Genomic DNA, 19,899 nt, shown 5'->3' on the forward strand with positions numbered 1-19,899 from the left:
CCCTGCTGATGGTGATCGTCGGGCTGCTCGGCCTGGCCATGGTCGCCGGCCTGGCCGTGGTCGGGATCTGGTGGTTCGGTTTCAAGCCCGGCGCGTCCGAGGAGTGCTCGGTGAAGACGGCGGCCGGGAACGGCACGCTGGAGCTGCCGCAGGCCGCCAACGCCGCGACGATCGCCGCGGTGGCGCGTTCGCGCGGGCTGCCGGACCGGGCCACCACGATCTCGCTGGCGACCGCCATGCAGGAGTCCAAGCTGCGCAACCTCGCGGGCGGCGACCGGGACTCGATCGGCCTCTTCCAGCAGCGGCCGTCGATGGGCTGGGGCACCCCGGCGCAGATCTCGGACCCGGTGTACGCGACCAACAAGTTCCTGGACGGCCTGGTCAAGGTCCCGGGCTACACCCGGATGCCGCTGACCGACGCCGCGCAGACGGTGCAGAAGAGCGGCTACCCGCAGGCCTACGCCAAGCACGAGACCAAGGCGACCCTGCTCACCTCGGCGCTGGCCGGCCGGGAGCCCGCCTCGTTCTCCTGCGTGGTGCACGACTACGCCAAGCCGGACCCGGCGGACTCCGCCTCGGCCGCGCCGGGCGCCACCCCGGGCGCCACCGCGGCCCCGGCCGCCGCGCCGGACCGGGCCCAGGTGCTGTCCGACCGGGTGCGCCGGGAGTTCGGCCGCACGGTGACCCCGGCGACCGGCTACACCTCGACCATCAAGGGCGCCGAGAACGCCGTCTCGCTGACCCCGGACCCGGCCACCGCCGCCCTGACCTCCTCGCCGGACGCGGGGGCGGCGGACGGCGGGGTGAGCGCCGAGCGGGCGAGCGGCTGGGAGGTCGCCCACTGGGCGGTCGCCCAGGCCCAGCAGCTGGGCATCGCGACGGTCGCCTACGACGGGAAGATCTGGCGCAAGTCCAAGTCCGAGGACGGCTGGCAGAACCAGACCTCGGGCACCTCGACCAAGCTCGTCCAGGTCACGCTGGCCCCGGCCGACAAGAGTTGACGCACTGGTGTTCGGGTTGCCGCCGGACGGGTGATTCCGGTCAACCCCGATGGACCGGCCGCCCGCTCCGGCGAACCCGGTTGGAGAACCGTCACTCCCCTTGACCGGGGCGGTTCGACGGCGTCCGACCGGGCCGGTCGGGCAGCGCTGCCGTGGTCGTACGATCCGATGGTCGGCCAGGAAGATTCCTTGCGTCGGCCGAAACCTTCTGGCTTCTCAAGCGGTAACAACGTCGTCCGCCCGGTCGTCCACGCCCGGTCCTTTGGCGGACGGGACGGACCCAGACCCCTTCGAGGAGCCCCATGTCTCACCCCCTCACGCGCCGGATCGCCCAGGCCGCGCTCGTCGTGGCCGCCGGAGCGACCCCGCTTCTCGCGGCCGGCTCCGCGTCCGCCCTGGGCGGGGACGCCCTGCTGCCCAAGAGCGACCTCGCGGCACCGCTGGGCCAGCTGGCCAACACCGACACCGGTTCCACCCTCCAGCACACCACCCACCAGCTCGGCCAGGCCGCCGGGACCACGGGTGCGGCCACCGTCGCCGCCGGCGTACCGGCCTCCGCCGACGCCGCCGGAAACATCGTCGCCCAGCAGCTGCCCGAGGCCAACGAGAAGGCCGGCTCGCTGACCGCCCCGGTCGACCAGACCGCGGCGACCGCGGGCCAGCTCTCCTCGGTCACCCCGAAGGTCGCCTCGTCCCTGGCCGGCAAGCTCGGCGAGGCCGTCACCGGCAAGAGCGCGGAGACCCGCAGCGCCACCGCCGGCACCGGCCCGCTCGGCGGACTCACCCAGGCGGGCTCGGTCACCCAGGCCGTGCCCGGCGCCGAGACGCTCACCGGCGCCGTCCCCGGCGGCACCGCCGTCGCCGACGCGCTGCCGGTCGGCGCGGTGCAGCGCGCGCTGCCGCTCGGCTCGGTCGAGCACGCCCTGCCCGCCGACCTGCCCGCCACCGACGTGCTCGGCCTGGCCGAGCACGGGTCGGCCAACCGCCTCGGCGGTGCCGACCTCGGCGCGAACAGCCCGCTGTCCGGCCTCACCGGCGCGCTCGGCCCGCTCGGCGGCCTGCTGGGCGGCCTGGGCGGCGGCAACCTGAGCGGCGGCAGCCTCAGCGGCCTGCCGCTGTAACCGACGCCGCCGCACAACCCCCGGCTCGGGGAGAACCCCGAAGGGGGCCGGTGTCCGTGACACCGGCCCCCTTCGCCGTACGGTCGCCCGCTACGGTCGGCGCGCCGCGATCAGCGCACCGTCGTCAGCTCGCCGCGCCCAGCCGCTCCACGGCCGCGGCGACCCGCTCGTCGGTCGCCGTGAACGCGACCCGCACGAAGCGGTCGCCGGCCGGCCCGTAGAAGTCGCCGGGCGCCACCAGGATGCCCAGCCCGGCCAGTTCGGCCACGGTCTCCCAGCACGGGCGGTCCTGGGTCGCCCACAGGTAGAGGCTCGCCTCGGAGTGCTCGATCCGGAAGCCGTACGCCTCCAGCGCCGCCCGCAGCGCCGAGCGCCGGGCCGCGTACCGCTCGCGCTGCTCGGCCACGTGGGCGTCGTCCGCGAGCGCGGCGACCGTCGCCGCCTGGACCGGCGCCGGCACGATCATGCCGCCGTGCTTGCGCACCTCCAGCAGCTCCCTGACCACCACCGGGTCGCCCGCCACGAAGGAGGCGCGGTAGCCGGCCAGGTTGGAGCGCTTGGAGAGCGAGTGGACGGCCAGCAGGCCCTCGTGGCCGTCGCCGCAGACGTCCGGGTGCAGGACGGAGACCGGCTCGGCCTCCCAGCCCAGCTCCAGGTAGCACTCGTCGCTGACCAGCAGCGCCCCGTGCTCCCTGGCCCACTCGACGGCCCGGCGCAGCTCGTCCGCGCCCAGCACCCGACCGGTCGGGTTGGACGGCGAGTTCACCCAGAGCAGGCGCACCCGGGAGCCGTCCAGCTCGTCCACCGAGTCGTACTCGACCGGCTCGGCGCCGCACAGCCGGGCGCCCACCTCGTAGGTCGGGTAGGCCAGGCGCGGGTAGGCGACCTGGTCGCCGGGGCCGAGGCCGAGCTGGGTCGGCAGCCAGGCCACCAGCTCCTTGGAGCCGACGGTCGGGAGCACGGCCTGCGGGCCGGTCTCCGCGCCGAGGCGGCGGTGCAGCCAGCCGGCGATCGCCTCGCGCAGCTCCAGCGGGCCCCAGACGGTCGGGTAGCCGGGGGTGTCGGTGTGCGCGGCCAGCGCCTTCTGGATCACCTCGGGGACCGGGTCCACCGGGGTGCCGACGGAGAAGTCGCAGAGCCCGCCGGGGTGGGCCAGGGCGGTCGCCTTGTACGGCTCCAGCTTGTCCCAGGGGAAGACGGGGAGCTTGTCCGAAACGCGGCGCGCCGCCCCCGGGTGACCCGGGAACGGCGCGCGCGTGCTGTTGGTACTCACAGCTGTTGTGCCACCGATCGTCAGTGGTCGGCGTTCTGCGGCGGCAGAGCGGCGATGAACGGGTGGTCACGCTCGATCAGACCGAGCTTGGAGGCGCCGCCGGGGGAACCCAGGTCGTCGAAGAACTCGACGTTCGCCTTGTAGTAGTCCTTCCACTCCTCCGGAGTGTCGTCCTCGTAGAAGATCGCCTCGACCGGGCAGACCGGCTCGCACGCGCCACAGTCGACACACTCATCCGGGTGGATGTAGAGCGATCGCTCGCCCTCGTAGATGCAGTCAACCGGGCACTCTTCGATGCACGCCTTGTCCTTCACGTCGACACAAGGCTGCGCGATGACGTAGGTCACGCTGTCGTTCCTCCTCGGAAGGGCCTGGTGGCCCGTTCTGTTCTGCTGCCGTGCGCGGTGAGCGCGGCGTCGTCGATGCCCGCCCCTAGTATCGCGGGTCGGAGACCGCAAATGCACAGGAGGTGGCCAGATGGCGACGCACGACCCGGTCGGCGACCGTCCGGAAGTCCGGATAGACCGCTCTGACGTGGGACGACGCGTGTCCGTCCGCCGCCTCGCGGAGTTCGTGGACGACCGGCCGGTGTTCCGGGATTCGATCGGCGTGCTCACATCGTGGGACGATCATGGGTTGACGATCGCCCCTCGAACCGGCGATCCGGTGTTCTTGCCGGAGAAGCTGCTGGTCGCAGGCAAGACCGTGCCGCCGTTCCCGGCCCGGCGCGTCCCGTTGCCGGTCACCGAGCCGGTCGAACTGCAGCGGATCGCGGGCCGCGGCTGGCCGGCCGTCGAGCAGGAGCCGCTCGGCGAGTGGACGCTGCGCGCCGCGGCCGGGTTCACCCGGCGGGCCAACTCCGTCCAGGCGCTCGGGGACCCGGGACTGCCGCTGCCCCGGGCGCTGGCGGCCGTCCGCGCCTGGTACGCGGCGCGCGGACTGCCCGCGTACGTCGAGGTGATCTCCCCCGGCTCGCCCCCGGCGCTGGTCGCCGAACTCGACCGGCTCGGCGCCGGGTACGCGCCCACCCTGGTCCGCACCGCCCCGCTGGCCGGGCTCGCCCGGGCCGGCGCCGGGCACGACAGGGTGCGCCTCGCGCGGACCGCGGACGACCGGTGGCTGTCGGTGTACCGGCGGGTGAGCGGCGACCCGGCGGTGGAGGAGGCGGCCCGGCGGGTGCTGCACGGCGGGCCCTCGGTCTGGTTCGCCACCGTGCCGGGCGCCCCCGGGCAGCCGCCGCTGGCGATCGGACGCTGCGTCATCGAGGGCGCCTGGGCCTGCTTCGGCGCGATCGAGGTCCAGCCGTACGCCCGGCGGGCCGGACTGGCGACGACGGTCATGGCGGTGCTCGCCTCGCGCGCGGCCGAGGAGGGGGCGAGCGGCGGCTACCTCCAGGTCGAGGCGGAGAACGCGGGGGCGATCGCGCTCTATGACGGACTCGGCTTCACGACCAGTCACACTTACCACTACGCGCTCCTCCCCCAGGGGTAGCCGCCAGGCCGTACCGTCCGTCCGTTCGTCCGATCGCCCGCCCGATCGTCCGTCCGCCGCCTTGTCCGTCCGCCGTACGAAAGCCGTCGCCGTCACCGTGACCGAGCAGAGCAGAGACCGCTTCCGGACCGCCGCCCGCGCCGAGCAGCCCGACCCGGTGCTGCTGTGCCTGCTCGCCGCCGCCGAGCACGGCATGGTGCCCGACCCCGGCGACCCCGGCGAACCGCCGGGCGTGGACGCGCTGCTCGCCGCCTGCGAGGCCGCGTTCGAGCGGCACGCGGCGGCGGTCCGGACGGCCGTCGCCGAGCGGGCGCCGACCGGGCCGGAGGAGACCGCCGCCCTGCTCGCCGCGGTGCTCGGCGGGCGGGAGCGCTTCCACGGGCGGCAGTCGGACTACCGGCGGCTGGAGTCCTCGCTGCTGCCCGAGGTGCTGCGGCGCCGGCGCGGGCTGCCGATCACGCTCTCCCTGGTGTGGATGGCGGTCGGCCGGCGGGCCGGGCTGACCGTCCACGGCATCGCGCTGCCCGGCCACTTCATCGTCGCGGTGGGCGGCCCGGCCGGCGGCGAGGACTACGTCCTGGCCGACCCGTTCCACGGCGGGCGGCTGCTCGACCCGGCGGACGTCGAACGGCTGGTCGCCGCCGCCGGGGCGGAGTTCACCCCCGCCCTGCTCACCCCGGCCCAGCCGCTGGAGGTCGTGCTGCGGGTGCTCGGCAACATCCGGCTCTGGGCCGCCGACCGCCCCGAGCACGCCCGCACCCAGCTCTGGGCCACCGAACTCGCCCTGCTGCTGCCCCGGCACCCCGCCCAGCTGCGCCTGGAACGGGCCGAACTCCTCGTCCGCACCGGGGACTTCCTCGGCGGCTCGGCGGAGATGGACGCCTACGCGCAGATCCTCGACGCCTTCGACCCGGACACCGCCGCCAAGGTCCGGCAGGAGGCCCGGGCGGCCCGGCACCGGCTCAACTGACCCCCGTCTGCGGGCCGACGCCGGGGGCTTGAAGACGGGCCCTACAGCCAGCCCTTCTCCCGGGCGATCCGGACCGCCTCGGTGCGGTTGCGGGCCTCGGTCTTCTGGATCGCCATCGACAGGTAGTTGCGCACCGTCCCCTCGGACAGGTGCAGCCGCCGGGCGATGTCCGCGTTCACCGCGCCGTCGGCGGCCGCGCCCAGCACGTCCCGCTCGCGCGGGGTCAGCGGGTTGGCGCCCTCGGCCAGCGCGGCGGCGGCCAGCACCGGGTCGATCACCCGCTCGCCGCGCAGCACCCGGCGGATCGCCTCCGCCAGCTCGGCGGCCGGCGCGTCCTTCACCAGGAACGCGTCCGCGCCCGACTCCATCGCCCGGCGCAGGTAGCCGGGCCGGCCGAAGGTCGTCGCGATGACCACCTTGGTCCGGGGCGCCCGGTCGCGCAGCTCGGCGGCCGCCTCGATGCCCGTCATCCCCGGCATCTCGATGTCCAGCACGGCGACCTGCACGTCGTTCGCGAGCACCGCCGCCACCACCTCGTCCCCGCGGCCGACCTGCGCGACGACGTCGATGTCCCCCTCCAGCCCGAGCAGCGCGGCCAGCGCCTCCCGGACCATCCCCTGGTCCTCGGCGAGCAGCACGCGGATCGAGGCCCCGCTGTCAGTGTCGTTCATGGCCACGACCTTAGAGGGCCGCGGGCTTGCGTCTCCGGTAAGGGGAGAGTCCAGAGTGGTCCCCATGGACGGCAGCGAAACGCTCTACCCGATCGGCGACCTCGCCCGGCGCACCGGACTCACCGTCAAGACCATCCGGTTCTACGCCGACACCGGCCTCGTCCCGCCCACCGGGCGCAGCGCCGCCGGCTACCGGCTGTACGACGTGCACGCCCTCGCCCGGCTGGACCTCGTCCGCACCCTGCGCGAACTCGGGCTCGACCTGCCCGCGATCCGCCGGGTGCTGGAACGGGAGGCCCCGCTGCACGAGGTGGCCGCCGCACACGCCGAGGCGCTGGAGGTGCAGATCCGCACCCTCCGGCTGCGCCGGGCGGTGCTGCTCGCCGTCGCCCAACGCGCTTCCACACCCGAGGAGATGGGACTCATGCACAAACTCGCCAAACTCTCCGACGCCGAACGCCGGCGACTGGTCCAGGACTTCGTCGACGAGGCCTTCGGCGGCCTGGACGCCAACCCCGAGTTCGTCGCCATGATGCGCTCCGCCATGCCCGAACTGCCGGACGAGCCACGGACGGAGCAGGTCGAGGCCTGGGTCGAACTCGGTGAACTCGTCCAGGACCCGGACTTCCGCGCGGCCGTCCGGCGGATGGCCGAACAGCAGGCCGCCGAACGGGCCGAGGGCGACCGCGGCGGGCTGCACCACGCGCTCACCGAGACCGTACGGTCCCTGGTCGGTGCGGCGCTGGCCGCCGGCACCGACCCCGCCTCCCCCGCGGCCGGCCCCGTCCTCGACGCCCTCACCGCCGCCTACGCCGAGACCTTCGGCCGTCCCGACGACGCCGGGTTGCGGCGCTGGCTGCTCGACCGCCTGGAGACCGCCGACGACCCGCGCGCCGAGCGCTACTGGCAGCTGCTGGCGGTCATCAACGGCTGGCCCGTCCCGGAGAGCCTCGCCGGGGTATTCCGGTGGTTCACCGGGGCGCTGCGGGCCAGACTGGCGCAATGATCACCCTGGAACCCCTGCGCCCCGACCACGCCGAGGCCCTGCTGGCCTTCGAACGCGCCAACCGCGCGTACTTCGCCCGCAGCATCCCGGACCGCGGCGACGCCTACTTCGCCGGCTTCGCGGACCGCCACGCCGCCCTCCTCGCCGAACAGGCCGAGGGCACCTGCCGGTTCCACGTGGTGCTCGACGCGGCCGGCGGGCTGGTCGGCCGCGCCAACCTCGTCGACCTCGCCGACGGCAGCGCCGAACTCGGCTACCGGATCGCCGAGTCGGCCGCCGGCCGCGGCGTCGCGAAGGCCGCCGTCGCCGAGGCCTGCCGCCTCGCGGCCACCGCCTACGGCCTGACCGTCCTGACCGCCGTCACCACCGTCGACAACCCCGCCTCCCAGGCCGTCCTCGCCCGCAACGGCTTCGCGCTCAGCCACCGGTTCCTCCTCGCCGACCGCCCCGCCCTCGCCTACCGCCGTCCCCTGGGCGACCTCGGCTGAGCGCGGGCCCGGCGCGGGCTGAAGGCCGGGCCGGCGTCCCGCTACGGCAGCCAGCGGCGGGCGGCCTCGACGCTGTCGGCGGGGCTGGTGTTGAAGGCGACGGCCGCCTGCGGGGCGTGACGGCGGACCAGGTTGACGACCGCCTCGAAGAACGGCAGCGCCGGTTCGGGCTTGCGGATGCCGCCGCCGATGACGACGACGTCCCAGCGGCGCCCGGCGAGGGCCGCCACGACGGCGGGTTCGGCGGTGTCGTCGGGGGCGACCAGGGTCACGGCGGCGTCGATGCCGTGCTCGGTGAAGCGGGCGAGTTCGGCGTCGAGGAGGGCCCGCACCGCGTCGCCGTCCACGCCGGGGACGGTGTGCGGGTCGAAGCCGAGGATGAGAACGGTGGGCATGCCCGGTACGACGCTCACTCCGGCCGCCCGGGTTCCCCGCCGAGGTAGCGGGCGGCGTCGACGAGGGTGAGCTTGGGGTCGGTCCAGGAGCAGACCTCCAGCCAGGAGAGCCGGCCGTCCTCGGCGAAGAGCAGGATCTCGCCGTCGGAGCCGATCGCCGCCTCGGCGACCACCTCCGAGCGGGCGCCGTCCTGGACGCCGGCGAACAGGGCGGTGCTGCAGCCGCACCGGCAGCGGGACTCGACGCGCAGGTGCGGGACCTGGGCGCGCAGGGGGTGGCCCTCGGGGAGGAGGAAGTCGAGGACCCGGGCGACGTCGCTGGGGAGGAGGGTCATGGGCGCCTGCGCAATCGTGTGGTGAGGACGGACAGTTCTTCGATCCGGAGGAGGTGGGCGAGCAGGAGGTAGCCGACGGCGAGGGCGGCGGCGGCCGGCAGGAGGCCGTACCGGGTGGCCCACCAGGCGCCCGCGGCGGCCGGCAGGGCCGCCAGCAGCGGCTTCCCGTGGGCTCCCAGGACCCGCAGCGGCCCGAGCCGCCGGCGCAGCAGCAGGGCGGCGGCCGCGCAGGTGAGCAGGAACGACGCCCCGTAGCAGCCGGCCATCCCGGTGACGGCCCAGCGCAGCGGCAGCAGCCGGTGGCAGAGCACCGCCCCCAGCGCCGTGGCGGCGACCGGCAGCAGGTTGAGCAGGAAGGGCGTACGGCTGTCGCCGAGCGCGTAGAAGACGCGGGTCAGCGCGTAGCCGGCGGAGTACAGGACCAGGCCGGGCGCGAAGGCGGTCAGCATCCCGGCGATGGCCCGCACGTCGTCGGCGCCGGTGCTCCCGTGCCCGAAGGCGAGCGCGCACAGCTGCGGCGCGAGGACCGCGAACGCGCAGGCCGCCGGGACGGTGACCACCGCGATGGTGCGGACGGTGCGGGCGAGCAGCGCGCGGACGGCCCGCGGGGAGTCGGCGGCGGCGGTGAGCGCGGGAACGACCGCCGTCACCACCGACACCGTGACCACCCCGTGCGGCACGATCCACAGCAGGTACGCACTGCTGTACGCGGTGTACCCGACGCCCGGCAGCCCGGCCTCGGCGGCCCGCGCGCCGACGGAGGTCGACAGCCGGGTCACCACCCAGTAGCCCACCTGGTCGCCGAGCACCAGCAGCAGCGTCCACCCGGCGGCCCGCAGCGGCTCGCCGAGCCCGGCCTGCCGCCAGTCCCAGCGCGGCCGGGGCCGCACCCCGGCGGCCCGCAGGCAGGGCAGCAGCACCAGGCTCTGCGCCACCACCCCGGCCGTGGTGCCGGCCCCGAGCACGGTCACGTCGGCCGTGGAGAAGGACCGTTGGCCGAGGTATCCGGCGAACACCCCGATCACCACCAGGTTGTTGAGCACCGGCGCCCAGGCCATCGGCGCGAACCGCTGCCGGGCGTTGAGGAGTTGGCCGAGCACCGTGAACAGCCCGTAGAAGAACACCTGCGGCAGGCACAGGTACGCCAGCAGCACCGTCCGGTCCAACTGCGCACCGCCGTACGCGGTGTAGGCCCGCACGAGGTACGGCGCGCCCGGCACCACCACCGCCGTCAGCACCAGCAGGGTGACCACCAGCACCGTCACCAGCCGGTCGACGTGCGCCGCCCCGCCGTCCGCCGACTCCTTGGCGGCGCGCACCAGGTGGGGCACCAGCGCGGTGTTCAGGGCGCCGCCGATCAGCAGCACGAACAGCAGGTTGGGCACCGTGTTGGCCACGTTGTACCCGTCCGCGAGCAGCCCCGAGCCGAGGACCGCCACCAGCAGTGCCGAGCGGACGAAGCCGGTGGCCCGGGAGACCACCGTCCCGGCCGCCATCACCAGGCTGGGCGGCGGCGTGCGGCGCGGCCGCCGGTGGCGGGCGGGCCGCGGCGGACCGGGCAGCGGAGGGCGGGGCAACGGAGGACCCTCCAGTACGGTCATCCGCCGGCACCTCCCGTGTCAGGCACCGACTCGAACTGATCGGCGGAAACGGCGAGAGCATGCACCCGCGCCCCTGAAGCGGGGCTGAGAAAGCTGAAGACGGCTTAAGGAACGGATCCGGCGCCGGTGGCATCCTGATCCGCATGGAGATTCTGGTGGTGGAGGACGACGCCCAGGTCGCGGCGGCCGTACGGCGCGGCCTGGAGGTCGAGGGCTACACCGTCGACCTCGCCCCGGACGGCCTCACCGGCCTGCGGCTGGCCCAGCGGCACGCCTACCGGGCGATCGTGCTCGACATCATGCTGCCCGGCCTGAACGGCTACAAGGTGTGCGAGGCACTGCGCGCCGACGGCGTCACCACCCCGATCCTGATGCTGACCGCCAAGGACGGCGAGTACGACGAGGCCGAGGGCCTGGACACCGGCGCCGACGACTACCTCACCAAGCCGTTCTCCTACCTGGTCTTCCTGGCCCGGCTGCGCGCGCTGATCCGCCGCAGCCAGACGCCGGGCCCGCTGCTGCGGGTCGGCGACCTCTGGCTGGACCCTGCGGGCCGCCGCTGCGGCCGGGGCGGCGCCGAGATCACCCTCACCGAGCGGGAGTTCGCCGTCCTGCGCTGCCTGGCCGAGCACCCCGGCGAGGTACTGTCCAAGCGCCGGATCGTCGACGAGGTGTGGGACATCGCCTTCGACGGCGAGGAGTCCATCGTCGAGGTGTACGTCAGCATGCTGCGCCGCAAGGTGGACGCGCCGTTCGGCGTCCGTTCGATCACCACCGTGCGCGGCGTCGGCTACCGGCTGGAGGCCTGACCGGTGCCCGGCAGGCTCTCCACCCGGCTGCGCACCTCGCTGGCGGCCGGCCTGGCCGCGCTGCTGCTGCTCGGCGTCGGCGCCTGGTGGCTGCGCGGCCACATGTACGACGCCCAGCTGGAGGCGGCCGAGGCGGACGCCCAGGCCCAGGCCCGCGAAATCAGCAGCGGCTACAAGCACGGCCAGCAGCTCGCGGACTACGGGCGGCTGCCGTACCTCGTCCTGGACAGCGACGGCCGGGTGCTGACCATGGGCGGCCCGCTGACCACCCAGCACCTGGCCGGGGACCCGCCCGCCGCCGTACCGAAGCTCGCGCCGGACGACTGGCAGTCGGTCCAGCGGGTCGCCATCGGCCCGGCCGGGGAGGCCGCCGCCAACCGCTACTCGGGGCGCACCTTCACCGCGCTGGGCAGCTGGAGCCCGCTGCTGCGGCAGAACGACGAGAACGGCCAGCCGGTCAAGCCGGTGGTCGGCCCGTTCACCGTGTACGTGCTGGCCACGCCGTTCGCCGCCGAGGCCTCGCTGCACACCATCGACCCGGTGCTGCAGGTGGGCGTGCCGGCCGCCGCGCTGCTGGTCGCGCTGACGGCCTGGGCGGCGACCAGCCGGGCGCTGCGCCCGGTCGAGGCGATCCGCGCCGAACTGGCCGAGATCGGCGAGCACCGGCTGGACCGGCGCGTCCCGGTGCCGCCCGCCGGCGACGAGCTCACCCGGATGGCCCGGACCACCAACGCCACCCTGGACCGGCTGGAACGCTCGGCCGTGCAGCAGCAGCGCTTCGTCGCGGACGCCTCGCACGAGCTGCGCAGCCCGATCGCCGCGCTGCGCACCAATCTGGAGGTGTCGCTGGCGCACCCCGACCGCACCGACTGGCCGGCCACCACCCGGGAGGCGCTCACCTCGGTCGAGCGGCTCCAGCAGCTCACCGAGGACCTGCTGTTCCTGGCCCGGGGAGCGCACCCGGCGACGGCCGGCCGGCTCACCACCGTCGACCTGTCCGCCGTGCTGCGCGAGCTCGCCGACCAGTACCGCCCCGGCCTCGGCGCCCGGCTCGCCCTGCGGGTGGACGCGCCCGAGGCGGTGCCGGTGCGCGGCAGCCGCATCCGGCTGCACCGGCTGGTGCGCAACCTGCTGGACAACGCCCGGCGGCACGCGTCCGCCGAGGTGGTGCTGTCCGCGCGGCGGACCGCGCACGGCTGCGTCCTGGAGGTCCGGGACGACGGCCCGGGCGTGCCGCCGGAGGACCGCGAGCGGATCTTCGAGCCGTTCACCCGGCTCGACGAGGCCCGCAGCCGGGACTCCGGCGGCAGCGGCCTGGGCCTGGCCATCGCCGCGGACATCGCCACGCGGCACGGCGGCACCCTGCGGGTCGCCCACGCCCCGCGCGGCGCCCGCTTCGTGCTGGAGCTCCCCCTGGCCTGAGGGCCTGCGCGGCAGCCCTAAAGAGGCTTCGACACGGGCGCCGGCGCCGCAGTGGGCGCCGTCCGCAGCGGCACCGAGGCCCGCAGCCGGAAGCCCCGCCCGCGCTCCCCCGGCCCGGTCTCCAGCCGCCCGCCGACCAGCGCCAGCCGCTCCTCCAGCCCGGACAGCCCGTTGCCCGGCTGGGACTTGCCCGGCCCGCGCCCGTTGTCGACGATCTCCAGGACGGCGTAGCGCTCGCCGCTCGCCTCCCAGCTCTCGTCCGCCGTGACCGTGCAGACGGTGGCGCCCTCGCCGTGCCGGACGACGTTGGTCACGGCCTCGCGCAGCGCCCAGGCCAGCGCGCCCGTCTCCTCCTCGGCCAGCGACGGCCAGGCGTCCACCAGCTCCGGCGCGGCCTCCAGCCGGACCTGCGCGGCGGCCAGCGCGGTACGGGCGGCGGCCAGTTCGACCGGCAGGGTCGGCCGGCGGAAGCCGGTCACCGCCTCCCGGACGTCGATCAGCGACTGCCGGGCGACCTGCTCGATGTCGGCGACCTGCGCCCGCGCCGCCTCGTCCTTGCCCGCGTCCATGAACCGCCCGGCCAGCTCGCTCTTCAGGGTGATCAGCGACAGCGAGTGCCCGAGCAGGTCGTGCAGGTCGCGGGCCATCCGCAGCCGCTCCTCGGAGGCGGCCAGGTGCGCGACGGCGGCCCGGGCCTCGCGCAGCTCCTTCATGGTGGCGACCAGCCGCTGCAGCCCGGTCATCGCGACGCCGGAGAGGAAGGCGCTGAGCGCGAAGGTGGTGATGTTGTCGTTGCCCGCCCCGATCGCCGCCCCGACCACGGCGGTGAGCACGGCCATGGCGATCAGCACCCGCAGCGCGTACCGGGCCGGCGTGATGATGGCGACGCACACCGAGGCGTAGATGAACAGCGTCAGGAAGGCGGAGCCGAGGACGACCGAGGTGGCGACGGCCAGCGCGACCATCGTCGTGACGATCGCCAGGCAGGCCCGCGGCCGCATCCCGGCCTGCGAGCGGAAGATCACCAGCAGCACGTAGGCGCCCACGAACCCGGCCAGGCAGCACCAGCCGAGCACCGTCCCGGCCGTGGTGTGGGCGCCGCTCAGCAGGTCGCCGGCCGGGTAGGCCAGGTAGAGCATCCACAGCAGCATCCAGGCGACCTTGACCAGCAGCTGCCGCCTGGTCTCCACCGGGGAGCCGGGCACGTTCATGAAGGAGGCGCGCGCCGCTCCCGCCTCCGGCGGTTCGTCGGTGCGGTGGGTCCGGCGCGCGTCACTCATGCCGGTCATCATGCCTGGCGGGTGTCGCGGCGGTACAGCGCCGCCGCGGCGGCGGCGAACACCACGAGGAAGCCGGCCAGCCCGGCGACCGCGACGGTGTCCAGGGAGTGCCCGGGCCGGGTGAAGCCGGCCAGTTGGTTGTACAGGTACACCGGGTTGAACCGGGCGAACTTCTCCAGCGAGCCGCTCACCGGGAACCAGGTGCCGCCGAGCAGGGCCATCGCCATGTAGGTGATCATCACGATCGGCTGCACCGCGTCCGGCGCGGCCGCGTACCCGAGCGCCACCCCGAGCGCGGCGAAGACGAAGCTGCCCAGCCAGAGCGCGGCCGTCAGTCCGGCCCACTGCGGCACGGTCAGCGAGACCCCCTGGCTCGCGCCGACCGCGAAGACCACCAGGATCGCCGGCAGCGTGGTGACCGCCGTCGCCGCGATCTTGCCGACGGTGTACGCCCGGCCGGGCAGCGCGGTCAGCCGCAGCTGGCGCACCCAGCCGCTCTTGCGCTCCAGCGAGATCCGCTGCGCGCTGCCGGTCAGCACCGCGCCGACGGCGCCGAAGGTGGCCATCGAGACCATGAAGTAGGTCTTCACCGGCAGGCCGCCGGCCAGCTGGGTGGAGCCGTAGGCGTTGATGAAGAAGAAGTACATCAGCGCCGGGTAGGCGATGGTGAAGAGCAGGTAGCGCCGGTTGCGCAGGGTCCGCAGGATCTCCAGCTTGATCAGGGTGGTCATCGCACGCTCTCCTTGTCGGTGCTCCGCTCGTCGGTGCTCTGCTCGTCGGCGCGCCGGGCGCCGTCCTGGCGGTCCAGTTCGCCGGTGATGGTCAGGAAGGCCTGCTCCAGGCCCACGCCGGCCACCTCCAGCCCGCGCGGGTACAGCCCCGCCCGGTAGATCCCGGCCGCGGTGGCGTCGGCGTCCGCGGTCCGGATCCGCACCGTCCGCACCCCCGGGACCCGCGCGGTGACGTCCAGCGACTGCACGCCGGGCAGGGTGCGCAGCACGGACTCCTCGAACCCGCCGTCCGCGTCGTGGAGTTCGAAGGCGATCCGGCGGGCGCCGGCCCGCGCCTTGATCTCCGCCGAGCTGCCGTCGGCGATCAGCCGGCCGCGGTGCAGCACCAGGACGCGGTCGGCGATCGAGTCGGCCTCCTCCAGGTAGTGGGTGGCGAACAGCACCGTGCGCCCGGCGTCGGCCTGGGCGCGCATGCTCGCCCAGAACGACTGCCGCACGCTGACGTCCATGCCGGTGGTGGGCTCGTCCAGCACGATCAGGTCGTTGTCGCCCGCGATGGCCAGGGCGAAGCGGACCCGCTGCTCCTGGCCGCCGGACAGCTTGTCGACCCGGCGCTCCGCGAACTCGGTGATCCCGGCGTCGGTCAGCACCTCCGTGACCGACCGGCCGCGCGGGTGCACGTCGCAGGCGAGCTGCACCAGCTCGCGCACCTTGACGTCGGACATCAGCCCGCCGCTCTGCAGCATCGCGCCGACCCGGCCGTCCTCGATCGCCGCCCGCGGGGCGCCGCCGAACAGGGTCACGCTGCCCCGGTCGGGCTCGCGCAGGCCGAGCAGCAGGTCCAGGCTGGTGGACTTCCCGGCGCCGTTCGGCCCGAGCAGGGCGACGGTCTCGCCCGGTCGGAGCACGAGGTCCAGTCCGTCCACGGCGCGCACCCGCCCGTAGCTCTTGCCCACGCCGCGGAAGGCGGCCACCTCGGTAACCATTGCCCGGCTCCTCTTCCCTGAGGGTGTCACGCTCGTGGTGTCACGACCGGTGCTGTTCGCACCACCTCAGAGTCCCGCGCGGGCGGGTGGCGGCGGCAGTGTCCGCCGTCGTGCCTTCGGCATGACGGATGTCATGCCGGCGGCCGGTACCCCCGTCAGGGGCACCGGCCGCCGAAAGCGCTGGTCAGACGGGTGTCACACGCCCAGCGAGCGCTTCACGAAGTCGACCTGGAGCAGCAGCAGGTTCTCCGCGACCTCCTCCTGCGGGGTCATGTGGGTGACGCCGGACAGCGGCAGCACGGTGTGCGGACGCCCGGCGGCGAGCAGCGCCGAGGACAGCCGCAGGGTGTGCGCGGCCACCACGTTGTCGTCCGCCAGCCCGTGGATGATCATCAGCGGGCGCTCCAGCCCGGCCGCGTACCCGCTCAGCGAGTTGGCGGCGTACACCTCGGGCCGCTCGGCCGGGTCGCCCAGGTAGCGCTCGGTGTAGTGGGTGTCGTACAGCTCCCAGTCGGTCACCGGCGCCCCGGCCACCGCCGCGTGGAAGACGTCCGGGCGGCGCAGCACGGCGAGCGCGGAGAGGTAGCCGCCGTACGACCAGCCGCGGACGGCGACCCGGTCGAGGTCCAGCGGGAACTCCTCGGCGAGCGCCCGCAGCGCCTCCACCTGGTCGTCCAGGGTGGCCCCGGCGAAGTCGAAGGCGATCGACTTCTCCCAGGCCGGCCCGCGCCCGGGGGTGCCGCGCCCGTCGGCGACCACCACCGCGAAGCCCTGGTCGGCGAACCACTGCGAGTTGAGGTGCGGGTTGTGCGCCTGGAGGACGCGCTGGCCGTGCGGGCCGCCGTACGGGTCCATCAGGACGGGCAGCAGGCCGTCCCGCTCGCGGTCGTAGCCGGTGGGCAGGAAGACGGCGGACGGGATGCGGCGCTCGCCGGCGAAGCGGAAGACCGGGCGGGCGGTGATGGCCGGGGTCTCGGCGTACGAGGCGATGGTGGCGACGTCGTCGACCGCCAGGCCCTCGGGCAGGTCCCGGGCGACGGTGACCAGGGTGCCGGGCAGGTCGGGCTCGGCGGTGGCCCGGACGGTGATCCCGCCGCCGTGCACCGCGCTGGTGACGGAGGTGAACGGCCGGCCGTTGGCGGACTCCCAGCCCAGCCGCGTGCCGTCGTGGCTGATCCGGCCGACGCCGATCCAGCCCGGCTCGGGGTCGGTCTCCTCGGCGCCGCCGGCGGCGCTGAAGAACACCTCCCGCTCGGTGACCGCGACGACCGAGCGGACGTGCAGGTCGGCCCCGGTCACGGCGCGGTCGCCGATCACCAGCGCCCGCACTCCCCCCTCGTCGGAGATCCGGACCAGCTTGCCGTCCGGGGTCCAGGCCGGTGCGCCCTGGAACAGCTCCAGCCAGGCGCCGTCCTTCTCCTCGTGCAGCACCTCGGTGGCGCCGGTGGCCGTGTCCAGGCCGAGGATCCGCTGGCCGCGCTGGTCGCGGGTCTGGACCAGGAGCAGCGGCACGCCGCCCTTCGACCAGTGCACCCGGCCCAGGTACGGGTAGGCCTCGCGGTCCCAGACCACCTCGGTGCGCCCGCCGTGCAGGTCGAGCAGCCAGAGCCCGACCTCCGCGTTGGCGCCACCGGCCGCCGGGTAGGCGACCTCGGCGGGCTCGCGGTCCGGGTTCGCCGGGTCGGCGATCCACCAGCGGCGCACCGGGCTGTCGTCGGCGCGCTCGACCAGCAGCCGGTCGCTGTCCGGGGACCACCAGAAGCCGCGGTCGCGGTCCATCTCCTCCTGGGCGATGAACTCGGCCTGGCCCCAGGTGACGTTCGGGCCGTCCGGCTCGGCCAGCACCCGGTCGCCGCCGCCGTCGGTGCGGGTCAGCCGCAGCTCGCCGGCGGCGTTGGCGTACGCGACGTGGGCGCCGTCCGGAGCCGGGCGCGGGTCCAGCAGCGGGCCCTCGGCGGGCAGTTCGGCGGTGGCGCCGGTGCCGAGGTCGGCGGTGAACAGCCGGCCGGAGAGGGCGAAGGCGGCCAGCGCGCCGGCCGCGTCCAGGGCGTAGCCGACGATGCCGGCCGAGCCCTCGCGGCTGCGCTCGCGGCGGGCCTTCTCGGCCGGCGACAGGTCCTCCCCGCCGCCGCCGAGCAGCGCGGCCGGGTCGGCGGCGACCCGCTCCTCGCCGGTGGCGGTGTCGAGGGTCCAGAGCAGGTTGGCCCGGTCGCGACCCGAGCCGGAGCGGAGGAAGACGACCCGCGAGCCGTCGGGCGCGACGGAGAAGGAGCGGGGCGCGCCGACGGTGTAGCGCAGGGTCCGCGCGTACTGCCGTGGGAAGGTGTCGGCAGGGGTGTGGGAGGTCATGGCACCAGACCTTATGACGCCGGACCACCACCCCCGGGCGTGCACTGATCACTCGTTCGGAGCATCGTCGGCAAGTACGCCCCAAAGGGGTCCAAACCGCCTCCGACCGGCCCATGCGCCCCTCGGATGCCACGATGCCCCGGCGCGCGTGGCCTCACCGAGGGTAATGCCACCCTTACCCATCGGGTATGACTTGTCGCGCGAGCGGCCGTCCGGCCCCGTCCCGGACCGCGGTCGCCCGCAGCCCCCAGTCCCGCACCGTCCCTCGCCGCCTCCCCGGAGGCGGCGTGCCCGAGAAGGGGTGTGAGCCGACATGGCCATGAACATCTCCGCCGCCGTGCTGATGCTGGTCATCGTGGTGATCCTGATCCGCCGGTCCGGCCTGAAGCTGGCGCACGCGATCGTCTGCGCGCTGCTCGGCTTCTACCTGGCCTCCAGCTCGATCGCCCCGTCGATCAGCCAGGTCACCAGCAACCTCGCCGGAATGATCAACGGCCTGAGGCTCTGACCCCCACCGGCCGGTGGTTAGGCTTCCTCCCATGACCGCGACTACCGGCCGCCGCCTCCTCCTGGTCCACGCGCACCCCGACGACGAGTCGATCGGCAACGGGGCCACCATGGCCCGGTACGCCGCCGAGGGCGCCCGGGTCACGCTGGTGACCTGCACCCTCGGCGAGGGCGGCGAGGTGATCCCCCCGGAGCTGGCCCACCTGACGGCCGATCGGGACGACACCCTCGGCGCGTACCGGATCGGCGAGCTGACCGAGGCGATGAGCGCCCTCGGCGTGTCCGACTTCCGCTTCCTCGGCGGCCCGGGGCGCTACCGCGACTCCGGGATGATGGGCGTGCCCGAGAACGACGTGCCCGGCTGCTTCTGGCAGGCGGACGTCGACGAGGCGGCCGGCCACCTGGTCGCGGTGGTCCGCGAGGTGCGCCCGCAGGTGCTGGTCACGTACGACCCGGACGGCGGCTACGGGCACCCGGACCACATCCAGGCGCACCGGGTCGCGATGCGCGCGTACGAGCTGGCCGCCGACCCGGCGCACCGGCCGGAGCTGGGCCCGGCCTGGCGGATCGCCAAGGTGTACTGGAACCGGATGCCCTGCTCGGTGATCGAGGCCGGGCTCGCCGAGGCCGCCGCCAAGGCGTCCTTCCCGGGTGTCGCGCAGCCCGCCGACGTCCCCGGCGTGGTCGACGACGGGGTGGTCACCACCGTGCTGGACGGCGCCGCGCAGGCGGGGCGCAAGACCGCCGCGATGACCGCCCACGCCACCCAGATCACCGTGGACGGCGCCTTCTTCGCGCTCTCCAACGACCTGGCCCAGCCGCTGTTCACCACCGAGTACTACCAGTTGGTGCGCGGCCAGGCCGGGCCGGGCGAGCCGGAGGACGACCTGTTCGCCGGCCTCGCGCCCGACGCCGCGCCCGCCGAGGAGGGCACCCGATGAGCAAGCCCGCCGCCCGGCCGACCCGCCGCCCGCTCGCCGCCGCCGTGCTCGGCACCCGCGAGGAGCGGCTGGCCGAGCCCCAGCCCCCGCGCGCCGCCCGGATCGCCGCCTACGCCCTGTTCTTCCTGCTGGGCGTCGCGGTGTCGGTCTGCGGATCCTTTGTGCAGGCCCTGTGGCCGCCGGTGGGGGTCCTGTTGGCGCTCGCCGCGACCGCCGCCACCTTCTACGCCGGTCTGCGGGTCACCGGCACCCGGCTCGGCGCGGGCGCGCCCGCGGCCGGCTGGTTCCTGGCGATGCTGCTGCTGATGGTGCCCCGGCCCGAGGGCGACAACGTGCTGTGGTCCAACGCCACCTCGCTGGCCTGGCTGTTCGCCGGCTCGGTGCTGGGCGTGATCTGCGCCACCCTGCCCACCCGCACCAGCTGGTTCCCCGGGGTGCCCGGCCCCCCGCGCTGACCCCGGTCGTGCACGGCGTACCGTACCGCGTACGACGCGCAGTCAGGAGCGTACGGCCTTACTCTCA

21 protein-coding genes are annotated in these 19,899 nt (G+C 74.8%); 11 read left to right on the top strand and 10 right to left on the bottom strand.

Annotation, left to right across the window (positions count from 1 at the left end):
• Positions 1-8 precede the first annotated feature (8 nt).
• The gene (locus ACWDD9_RS19185; RefSeq protein WP_416875348.1) at positions 9-1,001 is read left to right on the top strand and encodes a hypothetical protein; all 993 of its coding nucleotides are present in this window, start codon (positions 9-11) and stop codon (positions 999-1,001) included.
• 302 nt (positions 1,002-1,303) lie between these two features.
• A complete protein-coding gene (locus tag ACWDD9_RS19190; protein WP_074001372.1) occupies positions 1,304-2,122 on the top strand; it encodes a hypothetical protein in 819 nt (272 codons plus the stop codon).
• A gap of 124 nt (positions 2,123-2,246) precedes the next feature.
• Here the strand turns inward: ACWDD9_RS19190 and dapC are convergent, their stop codons facing one another.
• Positions 2,247-3,395 (bottom strand): succinyldiaminopimelate transaminase, encoded by a 1,149-nt coding sequence (gene dapC / locus ACWDD9_RS19195; protein WP_074001371.1) that lies wholly within the window; start codon positions 3,393-3,395, stop codon positions 2,247-2,249.
• 20 nt (positions 3,396-3,415) lie between these two features.
• Positions 3,416-3,742 carry a ferredoxin gene (gene fdxA / locus ACWDD9_RS19200; RefSeq protein WP_030061559.1) on the bottom strand — a complete coding sequence of 109 codons (327 nt, stop codon included), beginning with the start codon at positions 3,740-3,742 and terminating at the stop codon, positions 3,416-3,418.
• A 130-nt stretch (positions 3,743-3,872) separates the two neighbouring features.
• On the opposite strand from fdxA, the gene ACWDD9_RS19205 reads away from it, so the two are divergent.
• Together ACWDD9_RS19205 and ACWDD9_RS19210 are read left to right on the top strand one after the other, a co-directional pair.
• Positions 3,873-4,886 carry a GNAT family N-acetyltransferase gene (locus ACWDD9_RS19205; protein WP_449812127.1) on the top strand — a complete coding sequence of 338 codons (1,014 nt, stop codon included), beginning with the start codon at positions 3,873-3,875 and terminating at the stop codon, positions 4,884-4,886.
• Positions 4,887-4,983: 97 nt separating this feature from the next.
• Positions 4,984-5,856 carry a transglutaminase family protein gene (locus tag ACWDD9_RS19210; RefSeq protein WP_074001369.1) on the top strand — a complete coding sequence of 291 codons (873 nt, stop codon included), beginning with the start codon at positions 4,984-4,986 and terminating at the stop codon, positions 5,854-5,856.
• Between the two features lie 41 nt (positions 5,857-5,897).
• Here the strand turns inward: ACWDD9_RS19210 and ACWDD9_RS19215 are convergent, their stop codons facing one another.
• Entirely contained in the window at positions 5,898-6,527 is a 630-nt protein-coding gene (locus ACWDD9_RS19215; RefSeq protein ID WP_074001368.1) for a response regulator transcription factor, read from the bottom strand.
• 64 nt (positions 6,528-6,591) lie between these two features.
• On the opposite strand from ACWDD9_RS19215, the gene ACWDD9_RS19220 reads away from it, so the two are divergent.
• Positions 6,592-7,533 carry a MerR family transcriptional regulator gene (locus tag ACWDD9_RS19220; protein ID WP_449812128.1) on the top strand — a complete coding sequence of 314 codons (942 nt, stop codon included), beginning with the start codon at positions 6,592-6,594 and terminating at the stop codon, positions 7,531-7,533.
• A complete protein-coding gene (locus ACWDD9_RS19225; protein WP_074001366.1) occupies positions 7,530-8,021 on the top strand; it encodes a GNAT family N-acetyltransferase in 492 nt (163 codons plus the stop codon). Before ACWDD9_RS19220 ends, ACWDD9_RS19225 begins: the two co-directional genes overlap by 4 nt.
• Before the next feature lie 41 nt (positions 8,022-8,062).
• Here the strand turns inward: ACWDD9_RS19225 and ACWDD9_RS19230 are convergent, their stop codons facing one another.
• From ACWDD9_RS19230 to murJ, 3 genes are read right to left on the bottom strand one after another with little or no spacing between them, the layout of a single operon-like run.
• A complete protein-coding gene (locus ACWDD9_RS19230; RefSeq protein WP_117489428.1) occupies positions 8,063-8,416 on the bottom strand; it encodes a hypothetical protein in 354 nt (117 codons plus the stop codon).
• 14 nt (positions 8,417-8,430) lie between these two features.
• On the bottom strand, positions 8,431-8,751 hold the full coding sequence (locus ACWDD9_RS19235) for a hypothetical protein (protein WP_049657348.1): 321 nt from the start codon (positions 8,749-8,751) through the stop codon (positions 8,431-8,433).
• Positions 8,748-10,352 (bottom strand): murein biosynthesis integral membrane protein MurJ, encoded by a 1,605-nt coding sequence (murJ, locus tag ACWDD9_RS19240; RefSeq protein ID WP_117489426.1) that lies wholly within the window; start codon positions 10,350-10,352, stop codon positions 8,748-8,750. Before murJ ends, ACWDD9_RS19235 begins: the two co-directional genes overlap by 4 nt.
• A gap of 143 nt (positions 10,353-10,495) precedes the next feature.
• Here murJ and ACWDD9_RS19245 point away from each other — a divergent pair, with 143 nt between their 5' ends.
• Entirely contained in the window at positions 10,496-11,161 is a 666-nt protein-coding gene (locus ACWDD9_RS19245) for a response regulator transcription factor (RefSeq protein ID WP_049657347.1), read from the top strand.
• A gap of 3 nt (positions 11,162-11,164) precedes the next feature.
• Positions 11,165-12,583, top strand: coding sequence for a sensor histidine kinase (locus tag ACWDD9_RS19250; protein WP_387968430.1), 1,419 nt, complete (start codon positions 11,165-11,167; stop codon positions 12,581-12,583).
• A 17-nt stretch (positions 12,584-12,600) separates the two neighbouring features.
• Here the strand turns inward: ACWDD9_RS19250 and ACWDD9_RS19255 are convergent, their stop codons facing one another.
• From ACWDD9_RS19255 to ACWDD9_RS19270, 4 genes are all read right to left on the bottom strand, one after another.
• A complete protein-coding gene (locus ACWDD9_RS19255) occupies positions 12,601-13,863 on the bottom strand; it encodes a sensor histidine kinase (protein WP_380741173.1) in 1,263 nt (420 codons plus the stop codon).
• A gap of 8 nt (positions 13,864-13,871) precedes the next feature.
• Positions 13,872-14,594: an ABC transporter permease gene (locus tag ACWDD9_RS19260; RefSeq protein WP_049658004.1), complete on the bottom strand. Its 723-nt coding sequence runs from the start codon at positions 14,592-14,594 to the stop codon at positions 13,872-13,874.
• Positions 14,591-15,580, bottom strand: coding sequence for an ABC transporter ATP-binding protein (locus ACWDD9_RS19265; protein ID WP_449812129.1), 990 nt, complete (start codon positions 15,578-15,580; stop codon positions 14,591-14,593). Before ACWDD9_RS19265 ends, ACWDD9_RS19260 begins: the two co-directional genes overlap by 4 nt.
• 195 nt (positions 15,581-15,775) lie before the next feature.
• Positions 15,776-17,929, bottom strand: a complete 2,154-nt coding sequence (locus tag ACWDD9_RS19270) for a prolyl oligopeptidase family serine peptidase (protein ID WP_449812131.1) — start codon at positions 17,927-17,929, stop codon at positions 15,776-15,778.
• Positions 17,930-18,242: 313 nt separating this feature from the next.
• Between ACWDD9_RS19270 and ACWDD9_RS19275 the strand changes: the two genes are divergently transcribed.
• From ACWDD9_RS19275 to ACWDD9_RS19285, 3 genes are read left to right on the top strand one after another with little or no spacing between them, the layout of a single operon-like run.
• Positions 18,243-18,437 (top strand): DUF2304 family protein, encoded by a 195-nt coding sequence (locus ACWDD9_RS19275; RefSeq protein WP_049658010.1) that lies wholly within the window; start codon positions 18,243-18,245, stop codon positions 18,435-18,437.
• Between the two features lie 31 nt (positions 18,438-18,468).
• Complete coding sequence (gene mshB, locus ACWDD9_RS19280) at positions 18,469-19,377, top strand: N-acetyl-1-D-myo-inositol-2-amino-2-deoxy-alpha-D-glucopyranoside deacetylase (protein WP_449812132.1); 909 nt, start codon at positions 18,469-18,471, stop codon at positions 19,375-19,377.
• Complete coding sequence (locus tag ACWDD9_RS19285; protein WP_220450057.1) at positions 19,374-19,832, top strand: DUF6113 family protein; 459 nt, start codon at positions 19,374-19,376, stop codon at positions 19,830-19,832. The genes mshB and ACWDD9_RS19285 overlap by 4 nt, the downstream gene beginning before the upstream one ends.
• Positions 19,833-19,899 lie beyond the last annotated feature (67 nt).

This window comes from Kitasatospora sp. NPDC001119, assembly GCF_053598475.1.